Below are 17,631 nucleotides of genomic sequence, written 5' to 3'. Positions count from 1 at the left end.
GACTACCGGGGGTTGGAGCCCATCATTACCCAGCGTTGAAACGCTGGGCTATTGTCGGTGGTCCCTCTGGGACCGGATGCACTGGAGGCCTACGACACTTCAGAGCTGCGAGGTTTCGAGGCTGCGGGCAAATGCTCACTTGGCAGCGTTCATTCCGCGTTGTTTAGCCCCAAACGTATCGCGTGTCGTGTTCGATGCCGTGGCGCTCGAGGAACGCGATGAACTCCTCTTCGAACGTGTGACGTCGATGGTGCTCCGCTTGGTTCTCAATGTATCGCTTCGTGTCGTCGATTTGCGAGACGCCGATGCTGAAGGCGCCGTAGCCTTCTTGCCAAGCGAAGTCGCGGCGTTCAGGGAATGTGTCGTGAATCCATTTGGACGAGCCGGCTTTAACGAATTGCATCGCCTTCGCGACGGCCAGCGTTGACGGGAGCGAGAGAAGAAGATGAACGTGACCCTCGACGCCGCCAATGGCGAGGGCCTTCATGCTATTGTCGCGGGCGATGCCGCCGAGGTAGGGCCAGAGGCGAGGTTGTAGCTCAACGTCGATCATGCGGCGGCGGTCTTTGGTGCTGAAGACGCAGTGGTAGAGGGAGCTGGCGTAGGAATGGGACATGCGACGGCCCCGTCGAGAGAGAATAACACGAAACACGTCGTCGCGAGATCGGCTGCGTCCCGGAGGGACGGCCGATAATAGCCCAGCGTTTCAACGCTGGGTAACGGGACGCGACAACCCGCCGAAGCCCCGGCGGGGCGACTGTCTGTTACTTGATAGATTAATCACCTATTGCAACTAGTGCCAACTACCGAGACGCCGGAATATCTGCGGCGATTTCAATCGTCCCTACGGGACTACAGGCGCGGCCGGGCGAATTTACCCAGCGTTAAAACGCTGGGCTATTGTCGATTGGCCCTCCGGGCCACCTTTCGGTAAGGGAACCGCTATCTTCATGGACAGAGCCTCACGCCACCGGCACTGGCAAAGTGGGCCCCGTCCGCAGAGCCAGGCGTCAGTGAGCCAGGCCTCCGCTGCGGCGGCGGGCGATGCACGTTAGGGCGACGCAGGCGGCTAGCGCCATCGTCGACGGTTCGGGGACGGCCGCGGAGATCTGGATGTTGTCAACGTAGACGAATGCGTTGTCGCTGACCACATCCGACGACAAGGCCCCGAAAGAAAACCGGACGCTGCGGAGTTGCGTCGCGCTGCTCGCGGCCGCGTTGTAGACCTCTTGCCCGTCGAGAGCAACCGACAACCGCTTCAGATTCAGGTCGAGCGTCAGATCGACGTGCCGCGCAGCGAGATCGGCGTGCTGCCCCACCGTGGAGTAAGTGAAGTTCTGCACAACGACGGCCCCGGTGTTCTCGAAGCGTAGGGCCGCAACGCCGGGGGCATCGAGGAGGATGTTGAACAGGTTCGCCGAGCCGATCAACTGCTTAGTGAAGAGATCGAAGCTGATTTGGAACTGCTTGTAGGACGTCCCTGCATACGGCGAGCCGACGTCGTCGACGAGAAACTTGATCTGGTCGTAAAAGAAGCTCTCGGGGTTCCCCTGCGTGTTGAACTCGAACGACTTCGTTGGAAATGGCGAGCCGGCCGGAACGATAGCGACGTTGCCGAAGTTCGTTAAGTAGGTTGGCGAGGCGACGGCGTCGGCGTTTTCGTTGTAGAGGGGCGCCAACGGAGCGGCGGCGGCGAACGAAGAAGTGAGAAGCAGCGACAACACAGCGGAGAGATAACGAGACATGTGGGGCGCCCGGGGCCGATTCGATGTAGCATGCCGCCACGACGGCGACTTCGGTCGCCGACTCAGAGCGATTCTTGTGCCTGAGCGGATGATCGCTTGAAGCGCGTGCGCGGCGACGCGACCGCTGCGTCATGCGATGGAGGGCCGTGCGTGATGACGGCACCCTAGCGTGGGTTCGGACTGGTCGCTTGAGCGACCAGTCCGGGGGTGCGTTTGATGTTCACACTCTGAGGGCGAGCGCCGCTAGGCTCACACCACCTGAGCAGGCAGGTTGATGCCCGGCGCCGGGAGGTTCGTAAAACCCATCAGGTACTCGTCAATCGAGCGGGCGGCGCCGCGGCCTTCGTTGATGGCCCACACGACGAGCGATTGGCCGCGGCGGCAGTCGCCGGCGGCGAAGACGCCGTCGAGGTTTGTGGCGAACTTGCCGTGCTCGGCGGCGAAGGTGGTCCAACCACGGCGCGGTTCGACCGTGGTCATGCCGAGCATTTCGGCGATCGTCAGCTCAGGGCCGACGAAGCCGGTGGCGAGGAGCACCATCTCGGCGGGCCACACCTTCTCGCTGCCGGGGACTTCGCTGAACGGCGCCCCGCCGGCGACCGGCTTAGACCAATCGACTTCGACGGTGCGAACGCCCTTCACGTGGCCATTCTCATCGGCGACGAATTCCTTCGTCATGATGTTGTACGCCCGCGGATCTTCGCCGGTGATCGCCTTCACCTCGGCGTGCGAGTAGTCGACGCGGAAGATGCGGGGCCATTCGGGCCAGGGGTTGTTCGCGGCCCGCTCGGCGGGAGCGGGGGCGAGCAGTTCGAAGTTGACGATGCTCGCGGCGCCATGGCGAAGGCTGGTGGCGATGCAGTCGGCGCCGGTGTCGCCGCCGCCGATCACGATCACGTGCTTGCCGCGGACGGGCGTGAACGCTTCGTCGGTGAACTCAGAGTCGAGCAGGCTCTTCGTGTTGCGGGTGAGGACGTCCATCGCGTTGAAGATCCCCTTCAGCTCGCGGCCAGGGGCCTTCGCGGTGGGATCAAACGTGCGGGTGGCGCCGGTGCAGAAGAGGACCGCGTCGAAGTCGTCGATCAGCTTTTGCGGTTCGATGAACTTCACCTCGCAGCCGCGCTCTTGCATGATCTGCGTCATGTGGCCCGAGGGGAACTCTTCCTCGCGGCCGATGTGGGTGCAGGTGACGAACGTGACGCCTTCGTCGCGAAGGAGTTGGACGCGGCGTTCAACGACGCCCTTGTCGAGCTTCATGTTGGGGATGCCGTACATCAGCAGGCCGCCGATGCGGTCGGCGCGTTCGTAGACGGTAACCGTGTGGCCCGCCTTGTTGAGCTGCGCGGCGGCAGAGAGACCGGCGGGGCCGCTGCCGACGACAGCGACCGTCTTGCCGGTACGGTAGGTCGGCACGCTCGGCTCGACCCAGCCCTCTTCCCAGGCGCGGTCGATGATGGCGTTCTCGATGTTCTTGATCGTGACCGGCGGGTTGTTGATGCCGAGCACGCACGAGCCTTCGCACGGCGCCGGGCAAACGCGGCCGGTGAACTCGGGGAAGTTATTGGTCTTGTGGAGCCGATCGAGCGCGTCGCGCCAGCGGCCCTGGTAGACCATGTCGTTCCACTCAGGAATGAGATTGTCGATCGGGCAGCCGCTGTTCGACTGGCAGAACGGGACGCCGCAATCCATGCAGCGGGCGCCCTGAGTCATCAGGTGCTCGACGGGAGCTTGGGTGAAGATTTCGAGAAAGTCGCTCGCGCGATCGACCGGGTCGCGGTAGGGGACGGTCTCGCGGGGGAACTCTTTGAATCCGGTGGGCTTTCCCATGGCACGCTCGTTTCTAGCTTTGTTCGGAAGAAGTCTCTCGCAGAGGCGCGAAGGCGCAGAGTTTCGATGGAGGCGTTACTCTTGGAGGCCGTTCGCGATGCGGGTGATTCCTTGCTTGATTAGCTCAACGTTGAAATTAATTAATAGCCCGAGTCGTTTGTCTCGTAGCTTCAAGTATGTAAGTAATTGCTTCTTGTGAATGGCGGCGATTTCTTCGATTGATTTCACTTCGACAATAACGCTGTCGTTGACCAGAAGATCGAGCCGAAAACCTTCGTCGAAATCAACTCCGTCATATCGAATCGGAACGATTTCTTGCGTTTCGACGCTCAATCCCCGCTTTCGCAGTTCGTACGCCAACACGCGCTCGTAAACCGATTCCAACAATCCTGGCCCAAGTTGCGTGTGCACCTTGAACGCGGCATCCACAATCTCACCCGAGATCTCATTCAGATGCATGGAACGCTCCGGAGTTACTCAACAGCAGTCAACCAAACGACTCTGTCCCTAACCCTCTGCGCCTCCGCGCCTCTGCGAGAGATCTCCTCCTATCACACAGCCGCGGGAGCCGCATGCTTCTGCTTGGCGGCTTTCTTTTCCAGCAGCACGCGTTTGTAGTCTTCTGGCATCACCTTGACGAACTGCGGCAGCGTTTCGTCCCAGCGGTCGAGGATGTCGCCGGCTCGTGGCGAGCCGGTGAGGTTTTGATGCAGCTCGATGAGTTGCTTCAGTTCCTCGACGTCTTCTTCCGCTTCGACCGGTTCGGCTTCGACCATGCCCATGTTGAGGTTGAGCAGGAAGCGCTCGCGGTCCGGCGCCCAGACGTACGCGACGCCGCCGCTCATGCCGGCGGCGAAGTTGCGGCCCGTGGAACCGAGGACGACCACGCGACCGCCGGTCATGTACTCGCAGCCGTGGTCGCCCACGCCTTCGATCACCGCCGAGGCGCCGCTGTTACGAACGGCGAACCGCTCGGCCGCGCGGCCGCGGAGGAACGCCTGGCCGCTGGTGGCGCCGTAGAGGCAGACGTTGCCGACGAGGATGTTCTCCTCGGCGACGAAGCTGGCGTTGGCCGGCGGGTAGATCATGATCTGGCCGCCCGAGAGGCCTTTGCCGACGTAGTCGTTCGCGTCGCCTTCGAGTTCGAGCGTGACGCCCTTCGCGAGGAAGGCGCCGAGGCTTTGGCCGGCCGAGCCGGTGAACTTGAAGTGGATCGTGCCGTCGGGCAGCAGGTCGGCGCCATACTTCTTGGCGATCTCGTGGCTGAGGATCGTGCCGACTGCGCGGTCGGTGTTGACGATCTCGACGTCGGCCTTTACTTGCGTGCCGGCGACGAGGGCCGGTTCCGCAAGCTTGAGCAACGTTCGCATGTCGAGCGATTGCTCGAGGCCGTGATCTTGCTTCCGCGTGTTGTATGTGCCCGCTTCGGGGTACGGCTTCTTCGCCGGCATCAGCAGGTTCGTGAGATCGAGGCCGTCGGCCTTCCAGTGGCGGATGGCAGCGTCGGTTTCGAGGCAGTCGACGCGGCCGACCATCTCGTCGATCGTGCGGAAGCCGAGGCTCGCCATGATCTGGCGGGCGTCTTCGGCGACCATGAACAGGTAGTTCACCACGTACTCTGGCTTGCCGTTGAACTTCTTGCGAAGTTCCGGATCTTGCGTGGCAACGCCGACGGGGCAGGTGTTGAGGTGACACTTCCGCATCATGATGCAGCCGAGCGTGATCAGCGGCGCCGTGGCGAAGCCGAACTCCTCGGCGCCGAGCATCGCGGCGATCACGACGTCGCGGCCGGTCTTCAGACCGCCGTCGGTTTGCACAATGACGCGGCTGCGGAGGTCGTTCATCACCAGCGTTTGGTGCGTTTCGGCGAGGCCGAGTTCCCACGGCAGGCCGGCGTGCTTGATGCTGGTAAGGGGCGAAGCGCCAGTGCCGCCGCCGTCGCCGGCGATCAGGATGTGATCGGCGTAACCCTTCGCGACGCCCGAGGCGATCGTGCCGACGCCGACTTCAGAGACCAACTTCACGCTGACGCGGGCCGAAGGATTGGCGTTCTTCAGATCGTGGATCAGCTGCTTGAGGTCTTCGATCGAGTAGATGTCGTGATGCGGCGGCGGGCTGATGAGACCGACGCCGGGGGTGCTGTAACGAATCCGCGCGATCGTGTCGTCGACCTTACGGCCAGGGAGTTCGCCCCCTTCGCCCGGCTTGGCGCCTTGCGAGATCTTGATCTGCAATTCGTCGGCGTTGGCGAGGTAGTTGATCGTCACGCCGAAGCGGCCTGACGCGACCTGCTTGATCGCCGAGCGCTTCGAATCGCCGTTGGGGAGCGGTTGGAAGCGGATCGGATCTTCGCCGCCTTCGCCGGTGTTGCTCTTGCCGCCCATGCGGTTCATGGCGATGGCGAGCGACTCGTGCGCTTCGGCCGAGATCGAGCCGAACGACATGGCTCCGGTGCAGAAGCGTTTGACGATGTCCTTCGCCGATTGGACTTCGTCGATCGGAATCGCCTTGGCGCCTTCCTTGAACTTCAGCAGGCCGCGCAACTGGCAGCGAGTGCGGGAGTCGTGGTTGATGTGCTCGGCGAACCGCTTGTAGGCATCGGGGCTATTGTTGCGGGCGGCGACCTGGATGTCGGCGATCGACTGCGGATCCCACATGTGGCGTTCGCCTTCGGCGCGCCAATGGAACTCTCCCGGATTGGGGAGCATCGGCATCTTGCCGGCCGGCGTCTGCGGATAGCCCAGGGCGTGGCGCCGCAGGGCCTCTTCGGCGAGGACCTTGAAGTCGACGCCTTGGATGCGGCTGGCGGTGCCGGCGAAGCAGCGGGCGACGACTTCGTCGCGGAGGCCGATCGCTTCGAAGATTTGGGCACCCTTGTAGCTTTGCAGCGTCGAGATGCCGATCTTCGCCATCACCTTGAGCATGCCCTTGGCGACGCCGGTGCGGTACTTCTTCACGAGCTCGTGATCGGCCGCGGTGACGGGATCGTGGGTTTCGCCGTCGGAGACGTTGTCGATCGCGGGGTGCTGGTCGCCTTCGCCCGACTCGTCGGCCTTGACGGTCGACTCGCCCGAATCGAGCAGCCCCTCGCGGCGGGCTTGCCAGAGCGACTCGAACGCCAAGTAGGGGTTGATCGCATCGGCGCCGTAGCCGACGAGCAAGCAGTGGTGGTGCACTTCGCGAGCTTCGCCCGTTTCGACGCAAATGCCGACGCGTGTCCGCTTCTCAGTGCGAACGAGGTGATGGTGGACGGCGCCGGTGGCGAGCAGCGAGCTGAGCGGCACGCGGTCCGCGCTGATCTTGCGATCGGTGAGCACGACGAGCGTGTAGCCTTCCTCGACGGCGGCTTCGGCTTCCTGGCAAACGCGTTCGAGGGCCGTCACCATGCCGGCGGTTCCCTCTTCGCGCGGCCAGGTGATGTCGATTTTCTTCGAGCGCCAACCGCGGCGGTTGATCCGCTTCAGCGCGGCCATCTGCTCGTTGGAGAGAATCGGGTGGGGCATCCGCAGGCGATGGGCGTGCTTCGGCGTCGTTTCGAGCAGGTTTTGCTCCGGGCCGATGTAGCACTCGAGCGACATGATCACTTCTTCGCGGATCGAATCGATCGACGGGTTGGTAACTTGCGCGAAGAGCTGGCGGAAGTAGTCGTACAACATGCGCGGCTTGTCGCTGAGACATGCCAAGCAGGAGTCGTTGCCCATCGAACCGATCGGATCCTTTTGATCCTTGATCAGCGGCAGGAGCATGAAGTTCATCGTTTCGGCGGTAAAACCGAACGCTTGCATCCGCTCGAGCAGCGTCTTGCGGTTGAAGCCGTGCGGGCGTTCTTCAGGATGGAGCTCGTTGAGGTCGATCCGCTCCTTCTTTAGCCACTCGGCGTAGGGCCGCTGGTTAGCGTATTCGTGCTTGAGATCCTCGTCGCGGATCAGCTTGCCTTGCTCGAAATCGACCAGGAACATGCGGCCCGGCTGGAGGCGGCCCTTGGCCTTCACGTTCTCCGGCTTGATCGAGCGGAGCACGCCGACTTCGCTTGCCATGATGACGCGGTCGTCATGGGTAAGGTAGTACCGCGACGGACGGAGGCCGTTGCGATCGAGCGTGGCGCCGATGAACTTGCCGTCGGTGAACGCGATCGACGCGGGGCCGTCCCACGGCTCCATCAAGCAGCTGTTGTATTCGTAGAACGCCCGCTTCTCTTCGGGCATTGTTTCGTGATTTTGCCACGCCTCGGGGACCATCATCATGACGGCCTCGGGGATCGAGCGACCGCTCATGAGGAGGAACTCAAGGACGTTGTCGAACGTGCCGGAGTCGCTGCAGTCGGGTTCGACGATCGGGAAGAGCTTCTTCAGGTTGTCGCCGAAGAGTTCGCTCTGCACCATGCCTTGGCGGGCGAACATCCAGTTGGCGTTGCCGCGAAGGGTGTTGATTTCACCGTTGTGGCTCATGAAGCGACAAGGCTGAGCGCGATCCCACGAGGGGAACGTGTTCGTCGCAAACCGCGAGTGGACCATCGCCAAGTGGCTGGTATAGTCGTCGTCGGCGAGGTCGGGGAAGTAGTGGAACAACTGGTCGGTCGTGAACATCCCCTTGTAGATGATCACCTTCGTCGACAGCGAGCAGATGTAGAAGAGCTTCGCCTGCTTCAGCGTCTTGTCGGCGCGGAGCTTGTTGCTGGCACGCTTGCGGATCATGTAGAGCTGGCGCTCGAAGGCTTCGCCTTCCACTCCGTCGGCAGCGGCGACGACGAGTTGCTCGATCGCCGGTTCCGACGCGCGGGCCGTCGGGCCAAGGTCGGCGGCGGCCACGTCCGTCGGGACCTTGCGCCAGCCGATGAGGCGCTGGCCCTGCTCGGCGACGATCTTTTCGACCGTTTCCTTGCAGATCTTGCGCTCGGCTTCGACCTGCGGCAGGAAGACGTTGCCGGCGGCGAAACGGCCCGCGGCCGGGAGGTCGACGCCGAGGTCGGCCTTCACCGCCTTCACGAGGAAGTCGTGGGGCAGGGCGGTGAGAATGCCGGCGCCGTCGCCCGTGTTCGCTTCGCAGCCGCAGGCGCCGCGATGGTCCATGTTGCGCAGCACTTCGATCGCATCCAGGACGATCTGATGGCTGCGCTCGCCCTTGATGTGCGCGACAAAGCCGACGCCGCACGAGTCATGCTCGAACGCCGGGTCGTACAGACCGTGCTTTTCGGGAAGGTGAACGAGCGGGAGTTGGTTTTCCATAGCAACACTTTCCAACGCGTAGGCTGCGGTCGTTCGTGACCGTGGCAGGTTCTTGTCTCTCGCAGAGTCGCAGAGGCGCGGAGGAATCGCGCCCAGCACAATCTACGAGTTAGTTTTTCGCTTTTACTTCGTCTCTGTGATCTTGTTTCTCTGCGTCTCAGCGCCTCTGCGAGAGACTTTTTATTTGCGGTTCAAGCCGGGGCTTCATCCAACTGAAACGCGCTCGCCGGCACGAGGTCGGCCGAGAACTCCGCGTCGGCTTTCAGCAGGCCGACGAACTGTCTGGCGAGTTCGCTCAGCGGGCGGTCGCGGCGGTGAACGATGCCCAACGGCCGGAACAGGCCGTCGCCGCCGATCGCGATCTTCGCCAGCGATCCCATCGCGATCTCGCGGCGGACGCTCGGCTCCGGCAAGATGCTGATGCCAGCGTCGATCTCGATCGCGCGCTTGATGGTTTCGATGTTGTCGAACTCGAGCGTGACGTTCACTTCGGCGTGGTTCTGTGCCAGCGCCCGATCGATCGCCGTGCGCGGCGCCAGGCCGTTCTCGAACGCGACGAACGATTCGCCCGCCACCGCTTTGAGTTCGAGGACCGTCTCGCGCGCCAGCCGGTGCCCTGGATGGCAGACGACGACCATCGGCTCGCTCCGCCAGGGGATCGCCGTGAGCGTGTCGGTTTCTTTCGGATAGCTGACGATGCCAAGGTCGGCATCTTCGTTTTCGACTTCTTCGATCACGCGATGGGGATGGAGGTATTCCAACCGTACCGCGGCCCTTGGATGTTCTTTGCCGAACCGCTGCATGAACGCGCTCATGTGATGGAGGCCGACCGAGTAGATCGAGGCGACCACCAACCGGCGGGCTTCGGCGTCGTGCAGGGTTTTGACAGCTTCTTCCAGTTCCTCGTACTGCCGGACCAACTGGCGACAGCCGTCGTAGTAGCGGCGGCCTTCCTCGGTCAGTTCGAAGGGGCGCTTCGAGCGATCGAGTAACTGGACGCCCAGGCGCTCTTCGAGCGCCTGGACCATGTGACTCACGTTCGATTGCGAAATATCGTTGTCGTCTGCCGCGCGGGAGAAGCTCCGCCGGTCGACTACGTCGCAGAAGATTTTGAGTGAGCGAATATGCATGGCGTTGAATGCGGGACGCGTGGGCGTCGGTCTTGCGCAACCGCTGGGCGTGGCTGCGCGAAGCTGATTCCTCGGTGCGCGATTCGGGGAGTGTCGCCGGCAAATCCGACAACGCCGAACCGATTTCAAGCGGCTCCGACCCGGCTAACCAGCCGGACTGGATCGCGATTTCTGCTGGCAATGGGGCGGTAAATGACGCTTAACGAACTTGCGCCGTCGATCCTCGACTACCACCGATGAGCTTCCCATGCCCTGAATCACCTTTCGCGATACAGGCCATGGCCAGAATCAAAAATCGCGATAGTAGGATAAGCATGCTGGCGCGGTCCGTCAAGTCGGGCCGGAAATGCCGGGAAAAGGGGCTGCCTTGAGACCCGAAAGCACCAAGCGGGGGAGGAGAGGGCAGATCGAGCGACTGCCGACACGGCGTTAGGCCCGAGTCGCGAGTAAATCCGCTAGGCCGCTGCCGGATTCAGAACCGGCATGACGGCGGGGTCAATCATGGGATGAAGAGCCGGTCCGGTCACGATTCAACCAGAGTGACGTCAGAAACCAATGGATGCCGCCGGTATCGAACAGCGACGCTCCCGCTGCCAGCCAAGCCCATCCGTCCCGGCCGCCCCAAAGGAGAAAACCCGCGCCAATCCATAGACAAGTCGAACCGGCGAGCGGCAATCCAGAGACGTACTGAAAGCTGTCCCTTGATCTTCCCTGCAGTCGGTGGACTGAATACCGACCGTAGCCGACGTACAAGTTGAAGGCGGTCACGAAAGCGCCAAACGCAATCAACGGGAACCCTACGACGTTGACCATGGCTATTCCCCGGGCGACGCTTCAAAGCCGGCCTGCGTGAAGTGCTGGTCGAAAGTGAGGGCCTCGCGCAGTCCTCGCTCCTGCATCACAACGAACGAGATGCAATCGGTGAGGGAGTATCGCTTATCGGCATGGCGGCAGAAGTAGGCCCAGCCAGCATTGAAGAGGTTGTGATCGACAAAGACAAACGCTTCGGCATCGGCCATCAGGCGGTCTCCCACGGCCAAAGCACGGCGGTGATGCCCACGTGCATTCAGGTGGGTCGCAACCTCATCAAGAATAAACGAGGTCGTTAGCGTTGGACGCCCAGCCGTCCGAACAGCCGCCCAGCATTCAGCGGCTGATTGATGATTTTGGTCGTGACCGAATTCCAACGCTAGTATGAAAGAAGCGTCGATAAAAACGGGTTTCACGACTGCCGCCCATACAGGTAACGGTCGTGATTGGTAGAGCTGTCGGTGATCGCGTCGTCCATGATCGGATCACTGCCGATGTCCCAGATGGACGCCGACTTTGGGGTGGCGCTAGTAGGGGCCGGCGGGGACTGCGTTGCAACCGGCTCGAGGTTCACTCGGCCGTTCTCATTGCGCACCACGACTTCTTGAGCTTGGCCGAACCAACCCTTTGGCACGACCACGCCTTGGTCTGTGACCGGCAAACGACATTCATCGAGCATTACGACGGCCTCTTGGAAAAACTCCGAACGCCACTCGATATTCTACCTCGAAACGCAACGGCGAGCCAAACCTGACCGATTTGGCTCGCCGCAGTCCGTCTTAACGTCCTTATTTGCCCGGCAGCTTGTCGAACTTGTAGTCATGCCCGCGGTCGCGGAGGACTTCGGCCTTCACGATCTTGTCGGGGCTGCGGACCGGTTCGCCGCGCTTGATCGACGAGGCGTTGTCCATGCCTTCGACCACGCGACCGAAAACGGTGTGGCGGCCGTCGAGAAACGAGGTCGGCACGAACGTCAGGAAGAATTGCGAGCCGCCCGTGTCGCGGCCGGCGTGGGCCATGCTCAGGCTGCCGCGGAAATGGTGACGGTAGTCAGGCTTGTAGCACTCGCACTTGATGCTGTAGCCGGGGCCGCCGCTGCCGTTGCCATCAGGATCGCCCCCCTGGGCCATGAAGGCCGGGATGACGCGGTGGAACGTCAGACCATCGTAGAAGCCATCTTTCACGAGCGTCAGGAAGTTCGCGACCGCTTGCGGGGCTTCGTTCTCGAACAGTTCGATGACAACATCGCCCTTGGTGGTCGTCAGTTTGACGCGGGGGTTGTTGTCGGCCTTCGCTTCGGCCGCGCGGATGGCCGATTCCTTCTCCCAGGCCTTCTTCATCACGCCGAGATTGCCTTGGGCTTGAAGGGCGTTCTGCACGAGCCCTTCCGAGAGCCCGCCGACTTCGCCATTCGCCTTCGATGATTCCGCGAAATAGCGTTCAGCCAAGCCGAACTCATTGCAGTTGTAGGCCGCGAGACCGCCCCAGAAGTAGAGCTGCGGGTACTTCGCGCCAGCGCCGGCGTCGAGCAGGCCGCTGATTAGCTTGAGCGCTTTCTCGTACTGGTCGCCGCCATCGCCGTTTGGCCCGCCGTTAAGATAGAACTGGGCGACGACCACCAGCGTGTCGTTCACCTCGGGATAGGCGTTCGGGTCGGCCTTGTAAACTTCCAAACCGGCGTCGGTGATTTTGCCAATGAGGGCGTCGGCCTGGCGGTACAGGTCGGTCACCTGCTTATCGAGTTCGGCCCGCTTCTCGGCCTTGGCCGTTTGACGTTCCTTTTGCACCGCGGGGATCTGCCCGACGATTTCCTGCCACTGCTTGTGAACGACGTCGAACGCAGCCCGGGCCTTCACCGCTTCGGGCGAGGGCTCAGGCTTCGCGTCAGCGTCGCCTTCGGCCGTTTTTGTCGCCTCTTCGGCGGGAGCAGCCTCCTCTGCGGTGGCGGCTTCTTCCGCCGGAGCAGCTTCCTCAGCCGCAGGAGCTTCCTCCGTGACGGTGATTTCGCTGGCCGATTCGCTCTCCTGAGCCACAGCCACACGCCCCTGAACGATCAATCCGAGAGCCAGCAACAGCAGAACAATCCTTGACATCGGGCAAAACCCCAAGCTCTAGTTGCAATGGTAACGACGCTGAAACAGCATCACAGAATAGCAAATTCGTTGAAACGACGGCAGGCGCCGCGGGCGTCGCTGAGGCCCTCATTTCCTACGTCGCGCATGCCAGTAAGTTCGATAAGATAGAGAACTTCGTCTGGCGGACTTCTGGCGCCTTTAGATGGCATCGCTTGGCGATTTATTTCGACAGGATTGGCGGGATCTCGCGGGTTTACAGGATTCAAGACGGCTGAAGATTTGTGAGCAGACAAGGCGGTTCCTGGCCGGCCTCAAAGTCATCAATCCTGTCGATCCGCGACATCCTGCAATCCGGTCCAATCTTCGAACCGACTTCACTTCGCGATCGACGCGACGCCGCGGCAACAGCAGAAAAACAATCACATGGGCAAACCTAAACCAAAACGCCGCGTCGCTGACGAGCTCAACGCACCGATCGAACTGAAGATCATCGGCGGCAAGCACCGCGGGCGGAAGTTGACCTACGAGCCGTTCCGCCGCGGCGAAGATCCGGTCACCCGGCCGATGAAGCATCGCGTGCGCGAGTCGATTTTTAATCTCGTCGGCGTCGGTTCAGAAGGACGGCATGCGATCGACCTGTTCGCTGGCACCGGAGCGCTCGGCCTGGAAGCGATCAGCCGCGGTTCAGTGTTCGCCACGTTTATCGAACGGCACGTCCCGACGGCGCGAGTCATTGAGCAAAACATCAAGGGACTCGGCGTCGAAGGACAAGCGGCGCTGCTCATGACGAGCGCCTTTCTTTGGGGGAAGCGCAACCTCGTGCTGGGCGAAGAGGGCTGGTGGCGAGCGGACGGGCTGACCGCCGCGGCTGGCGCACAAGGTTCGGCCCCGCCGCCGGCCGCAGTTCCTTGGCTCGTCTTCTGCAGTCCGCCCTACGACTTCTTCATTGACCGCCAAGAGGAAACGCTCGGCTTGATCGCGGCGGTGATGGAGCATTGCCCGCCCGACAGCATTGTGGTGACGGAGAGCGATGTCCGCTTCGACTCGACCCTGCTGCCCACAGGCGAAAAGTACAACGGCGTGAAGGAATGGGACGTGCGGACCTACTCGCCCGCGGTCGTGGGGATTTGGCAGAAGAAGGCTTGAAGCGGCTGATCGCGAGCCGCAATGGCGGCATCCGCTAGCGATCAGCAATCGATAAACAAAACTCAGAAACGCTAAACGCGCGCCCGCCGCACTGATCTAAATTGGCGTCAGATCACTTCGATCTGTTTTCACTTTTCCTATCGTCGACCGACGAGCTTACAGCCATCTGGACGATCGCCATGACTAGCCTACTCTCTCGCCGCCCGCTCGGTGCATTGCTTCTTCTCACGGTTGCGGCTTTAGCAATGCAGTCGCGCGTCGCGTGCGCTGCTGAGACGCCGAAGGAAGAACTGCTGTGGCCTGCCGATCATGCGGCAAACCAAGGCGAGAAGCCAGCAGCGCCCGACTCGCTCGACTGGTCGGTGCAGGTGGCGAATTCGCCGACGCTGACTTACTTCCTCCCCGAGAAGGAGAAACGGAACGGCACGGCGATGGTGATTTGCCCCGGCGGCGCCTACGTTGGCCTGGCGATGCAGAAGGAAGGGCACGAGGTGGCCGAGTGGTGCCGCGAGCATGGGATCGTCGGCGTCGTGCTCCGCTATCGCTGCGGCGGCGGGAAGAACCTGGCGCCGGTGCCGCTGCAGGATGTCCAGCAGGCGATTCGCACCGTGCGGGCCCATGCGAAAGAACTAGGCGTCGATCCGAACAAAATCGGCGTCTGCGGCTTTTCAGCGGGCGGGCATCTTGCCTCCACCGCGGCGACGATGTTCGACGACGGCGATGCGAAGTCGAGCGATCCAATCGCGCAGCAGAGCAGCCGGCCCGATTTCGCCGTGCTCGTTTACCCAGTGATTACGCTCGTGGGCGACGCGGCCCACCGCGGCTCGCGGGCGAACTTGCTCGGCGGGGAAGCGAGCGAAGAACTCGCGGAAGAATGGTCGACCGATCGCCGCGTTACCGACAAGACGCCGCCGACGTTCCTGGTGCATGCCACCGACGACGACGGCGTCGTGCCGAAGAACAGCATTCTGTTTTACGAAGCGCTGCGGGCGAACAAAGTGCCGGCGGAGATGCACATCTACGAAGTCGGCGGGCATGGGTTCGGGATGCTGCGCGACAAGCGGCCGGCGGATTTGTGGCCGAATGAATTGGAGGCTTGGTTGAAAGCTCGAGGCATCACGCCGTAAGACGCAATCGACCTCACGACACGCTCCGCTTCATTAGTTCGACGGGCAAGTCGCGTGCTCCGTGCAAGACGGCTCTGATATTGACCGAATCAGCCGCTTGGTCAACGTCATAGAAGATGACGTAAACGCCTGCGAAGGCGTAACGCAGGCCCACGCCGTATTGCGGACAACTTTCCCCAAGCCAAGGGTTGGGGCCAAGTAATTTGAAGACCGCTTCGAAGCGCTCGCTCAAGCGCTCGGCCGCAGTCGCGTTCTCCTCGGCGATGTAGGACAGAATTCCGCGAAGGTCGTTTCGCGCGGATGGCGCAACAATGACGTTCATAAGCTTACGGCGTTCTATCTGGAACGGCCGCGAACCTCGGAGCGAAGATCAAGAAAAAATGAAGCGATTGCCGCTTCGTCCTCTAAGACAATCCCTTCGCCTCGCTCAAGCTCTTGAGCTGCGACCGCGAGCTTGGTTTTTAGCAACTCTCGACGACGATCTAGTTCTAAGTAGAGTTCAGCCGCTTCGATCGAAAAATCATCGACGGAGCTAAACTCTCCGGAAGCAATCTTTTGGTCGACGAAGGACTGAATCTTTGGCGGGTATGACTTGAGCATATGGAGAGACTCCTCTTCTTAAGCAAACCAACCTAATTGTAATCTCCTACCAAGCCCACGGCCAACTTTGTTAACCGCTAGCCGGCACTACCCCAAATCCCCCGAAATCTGCAGCCACTCGCTCTCTAGCTCCGCGATCTCCGTCGCCATCGCGGCGATTTGCTCCTGGACTCGCTTCGACTCTTTGCCGTCGGTGATCGTCATCAGGCTCGCGGTGAGTTGCTTCTTCTCGTCATCGAGCTTGGCGATCTTGCGCTCGACAGCCTTTAAACGCTTTTCGAGTTCGCGTTCTTCTTTGCCGGACAGCTGCCGCGTGGGCGTTGCGACGCCGCCGGTCTCCGCGGCGTGCTTCGCCGAGGCGCCGGCATTGTAGGTCGAGTGCTCAGCCCGCAGCCCGCTTTCGAGTTCCTTCTGCACGCGATAGACGTAGTCTTCGAACGTGCCGGGATAGCTCGCGACTTTGCCGTTGCCGACTTCGATCACGGTGTTCGCCACGCGCTGCATGAAGTGCCGATCGTGGCTCGTGAAAATGACCGTGCCGGGGTAACGACAGAGGGCGTCGGCGAGGGCCTCGACTGTTTCGACGTCGAGATGGTTGCCCGGTTCGTCGAGCACGAGGATGTTGTGCTGTTCGAGCAGTAGGCCGGCAAGCACCAAACGGGCTCGCTCGCCGCCAGAGAGGACCTTGATCTTCTTCTGAATCAGCTCGCCGCGGAACAAGAAGCTGCCAGCGACGTCTTTGATCTGCTGCATGTTCGTGCCGTGTGCCGCCTGCCGATGCAGGTAATCTTCCACGGTATCGTTCTGCGGCAATGTCGTGTAAACGTGCTGAGCGTAGACGCCCATCTGGCAGCCGTAGCCCCACTTAAGCGAGCCATCCTTCGGTTCGAGCGAACCGCAGATCGTCCGCAGGAAGGTCGTCTTGCCTTGGCCGTTGTCGCCGACGATGCCGACGCGTTGGCCATGTTCGATTTCGATCTGCACGTCCTTGGCGACTTCGCGTTCGGGGTAGCCGATCGCCATCCGCTCGGTCCGCAGGGCGGTTCCCTGCCGCGGCGCCACTTCGGGGAAGCTGAACCGTACCGTCGCCTCTTCGCCCACGACTTCGACGAGCGTGAGCTTTTCGAGCATCCGCGCCTTGCTGCGCGCCTGACTGGCGGTGGCGGCGTTGGCGCGGTTCTTCGCGATGAACGTTTCGAGTTGCTTCCGCTTCGTCATCGTCGTCGCGTTGACGCGGCGATCATGCTCGCGGCGTTCGTCGACGTTGGCCAGGAACGAATCGACGTCGCCGGGATACAGTTCCAGCTTGCCGCGCGAGAGTTCGAGCGTATGCGTGCAGGTTCGCTTGAGGAACGAACGATCATGCGACACGACCAGAATGCCGCTCTTGAACCCACGTAAGAATTCTTCAAGCAGCAACTGCGTGCGCAAGTCGAGGAAGTTCGTCGGTTCGTCGAGGATCAGCAGGTTCGGATCGTGGAGCAGCAGCGCGGCCAGCTTCACGCGGGTTTGCCAACCGCCGGAGAGCGAGCGCACCGGTTGGTGCAGCATCACGTCGGGGAGCTGAAACTGCCACGCAATTTCGCCGCAGCGCCAGTCGGGCTGCTCGCTGTCGCGCATCAAGAAGTCGAGCACCGTCTCGCCTTCGAGAAACGGATCGTGCTGCCGCAGGTAGCCGAGCCGCAGCTTCTTGCTCTTCACCACCTCGCCGGCGTCGAGTTCTTCGTCCCCTAGCAGAATGCGGCAAAGCGTACTCTTGCCGGCGCCGTTGCGACCGATCAAACCGATCTTCTGATCGTCAGGTAGCGCGCAGGTGGCGCCATCGAGAAGTTCCTGATCGCCATAACGCTTGTACGCGTCCTGAAGTTGCAAAACGACGGGCATGGGAGGGGGTAGTCGGAGGTGGGAGGGTATCTTGTGGCCGCGGGTCAACGACCCGCCGGAGC

The 17,631-nt window shown here is 61.8% G+C and carries 15 protein-coding genes; 3 read left to right on the top strand and 12 right to left on the bottom strand.

Features of this window, described 5'->3' with window-relative positions; all coding sequences use genetic code 11:
• Positions 1 to 163: 163 nt before the first annotated feature.
• From tnpA to ACQY7R_RS20865, 6 genes are all read right to left on the bottom strand, one after another.
• A complete protein-coding gene (gene tnpA / locus ACQY7R_RS20890) occupies positions 164 to 616 on the bottom strand; it encodes an IS200/IS605 family transposase (protein WP_428307491.1) in 453 nt (150 codons plus the stop codon).
• A gap of 394 nt (positions 617 to 1,010) precedes the next feature.
• Positions 1,011 to 1,745 (bottom strand): PEP-CTERM sorting domain-containing protein, encoded by a 735-nt coding sequence (locus ACQY7R_RS20885; RefSeq protein ID WP_428307490.1) that lies wholly within the window; start codon positions 1,743 to 1,745, stop codon positions 1,011 to 1,013.
• Positions 1,746 to 1,994: 249 nt separating this feature from the next.
• On the bottom strand, positions 1,995 to 3,572 hold the full coding sequence (locus ACQY7R_RS20880) for a glutamate synthase subunit beta (RefSeq protein ID WP_428307489.1): 1,578 nt from the start codon (positions 3,570 to 3,572) through the stop codon (positions 1,995 to 1,997).
• A 75-nt stretch (positions 3,573 to 3,647) separates the two neighbouring features.
• Positions 3,648 to 4,031: a GxxExxY protein gene (locus ACQY7R_RS20875; RefSeq protein WP_428307488.1), complete on the bottom strand. Its 384-nt coding sequence runs from the start codon at positions 4,029 to 4,031 to the stop codon at positions 3,648 to 3,650.
• Between the two features lie 92 nt (positions 4,032 to 4,123).
• Positions 4,124 to 8,797 (bottom strand): glutamate synthase-related protein, encoded by a 4,674-nt coding sequence (locus ACQY7R_RS20870; protein ID WP_428307487.1) that lies wholly within the window; start codon positions 8,795 to 8,797, stop codon positions 4,124 to 4,126.
• A gap of 191 nt (positions 8,798 to 8,988) precedes the next feature.
• Positions 8,989 to 9,927 carry a LysR family transcriptional regulator gene (locus tag ACQY7R_RS20865; protein WP_428307486.1) on the bottom strand — a complete coding sequence of 313 codons (939 nt, stop codon included), beginning with the start codon at positions 9,925 to 9,927 and terminating at the stop codon, positions 8,989 to 8,991.
• A 32-nt stretch (positions 9,928 to 9,959) separates the two neighbouring features.
• Here ACQY7R_RS20865 and ACQY7R_RS20860 point away from each other — a divergent pair, with 32 nt between their 5' ends.
• Entirely contained in the window at positions 9,960 to 10,130 is a 171-nt protein-coding gene (locus ACQY7R_RS20860) for a hypothetical protein (RefSeq protein ID WP_428307485.1), read from the top strand.
• 612 nt (positions 10,131 to 10,742) lie between these two features.
• On the opposite strand, the gene ACQY7R_RS20855 is transcribed toward ACQY7R_RS20860, so the two are convergent.
• From ACQY7R_RS20855 to ACQY7R_RS20845, 3 genes are all read right to left on the bottom strand, one after another.
• The gene (locus tag ACQY7R_RS20855; RefSeq protein WP_428307484.1) at positions 10,743 to 11,153 is read right to left on the bottom strand and encodes a type II toxin-antitoxin system VapC family toxin; all 411 of its coding nucleotides are present in this window, start codon (positions 11,151 to 11,153) and stop codon (positions 10,743 to 10,745) included.
• The gene (locus tag ACQY7R_RS20850; RefSeq protein ID WP_428307483.1) at positions 11,150 to 11,416 is read right to left on the bottom strand and encodes a hypothetical protein; all 267 of its coding nucleotides are present in this window, start codon (positions 11,414 to 11,416) and stop codon (positions 11,150 to 11,152) included. The genes ACQY7R_RS20855 and ACQY7R_RS20850 overlap by 4 nt, the downstream gene beginning before the upstream one ends.
• Before the next feature lie 109 nt (positions 11,417 to 11,525).
• On the bottom strand, positions 11,526 to 12,830 hold the full coding sequence (locus tag ACQY7R_RS20845; protein WP_428307482.1) for a peptidylprolyl isomerase: 1,305 nt from the start codon (positions 12,828 to 12,830) through the stop codon (positions 11,526 to 11,528).
• A 405-nt stretch (positions 12,831 to 13,235) separates the two neighbouring features.
• Between ACQY7R_RS20845 and ACQY7R_RS20840 the strand changes: the two genes are divergently transcribed.
• On the top strand, positions 13,236 to 13,958 hold the full coding sequence (locus tag ACQY7R_RS20840) for an RsmD family RNA methyltransferase (protein ID WP_428307481.1): 723 nt from the start codon (positions 13,236 to 13,238) through the stop codon (positions 13,956 to 13,958).
• A gap of 179 nt (positions 13,959 to 14,137) precedes the next feature.
• Positions 14,138 to 15,085: an alpha/beta hydrolase gene (locus ACQY7R_RS20835; RefSeq protein ID WP_428307480.1), complete on the top strand. Its 948-nt coding sequence runs from the start codon at positions 14,138 to 14,140 to the stop codon at positions 15,083 to 15,085.
• A gap of 13 nt (positions 15,086 to 15,098) precedes the next feature.
• On the opposite strand, the gene ACQY7R_RS20830 is transcribed toward ACQY7R_RS20835, so the two are convergent.
• The 3 genes from ACQY7R_RS20830 to ACQY7R_RS20820 all read right to left on the bottom strand — a co-directional run bounded on the left by ACQY7R_RS20830 (position 15,099) and on the right by ACQY7R_RS20820 (position 17,569).
• Positions 15,099 to 15,407 (bottom strand): type II toxin-antitoxin system RelE/ParE family toxin, encoded by a 309-nt coding sequence (locus tag ACQY7R_RS20830; RefSeq protein ID WP_428307479.1) that lies wholly within the window; start codon positions 15,405 to 15,407, stop codon positions 15,099 to 15,101.
• A 14-nt stretch (positions 15,408 to 15,421) separates the two neighbouring features.
• Complete coding sequence (locus ACQY7R_RS20825) at positions 15,422 to 15,685, bottom strand: hypothetical protein (RefSeq protein ID WP_428307478.1); 264 nt, start codon at positions 15,683 to 15,685, stop codon at positions 15,422 to 15,424.
• Between the two features lie 87 nt (positions 15,686 to 15,772).
• Positions 15,773 to 17,569, bottom strand: coding sequence for an ABC-F family ATP-binding cassette domain-containing protein (locus ACQY7R_RS20820; protein WP_428307477.1), 1,797 nt, complete (start codon positions 17,567 to 17,569; stop codon positions 15,773 to 15,775).
• Positions 17,570 to 17,631 lie beyond the last annotated feature (62 nt).

It is taken from the genome of Lacipirellula sp. (assembly GCF_965279485.1).
In the GTDB taxonomy this organism is placed as follows: domain Bacteria; phylum Planctomycetota; class Planctomycetia; order Pirellulales; family Lacipirellulaceae; genus Lacipirellula.
This window is presented reverse-complemented; position numbering and strand designations above follow the sequence as displayed.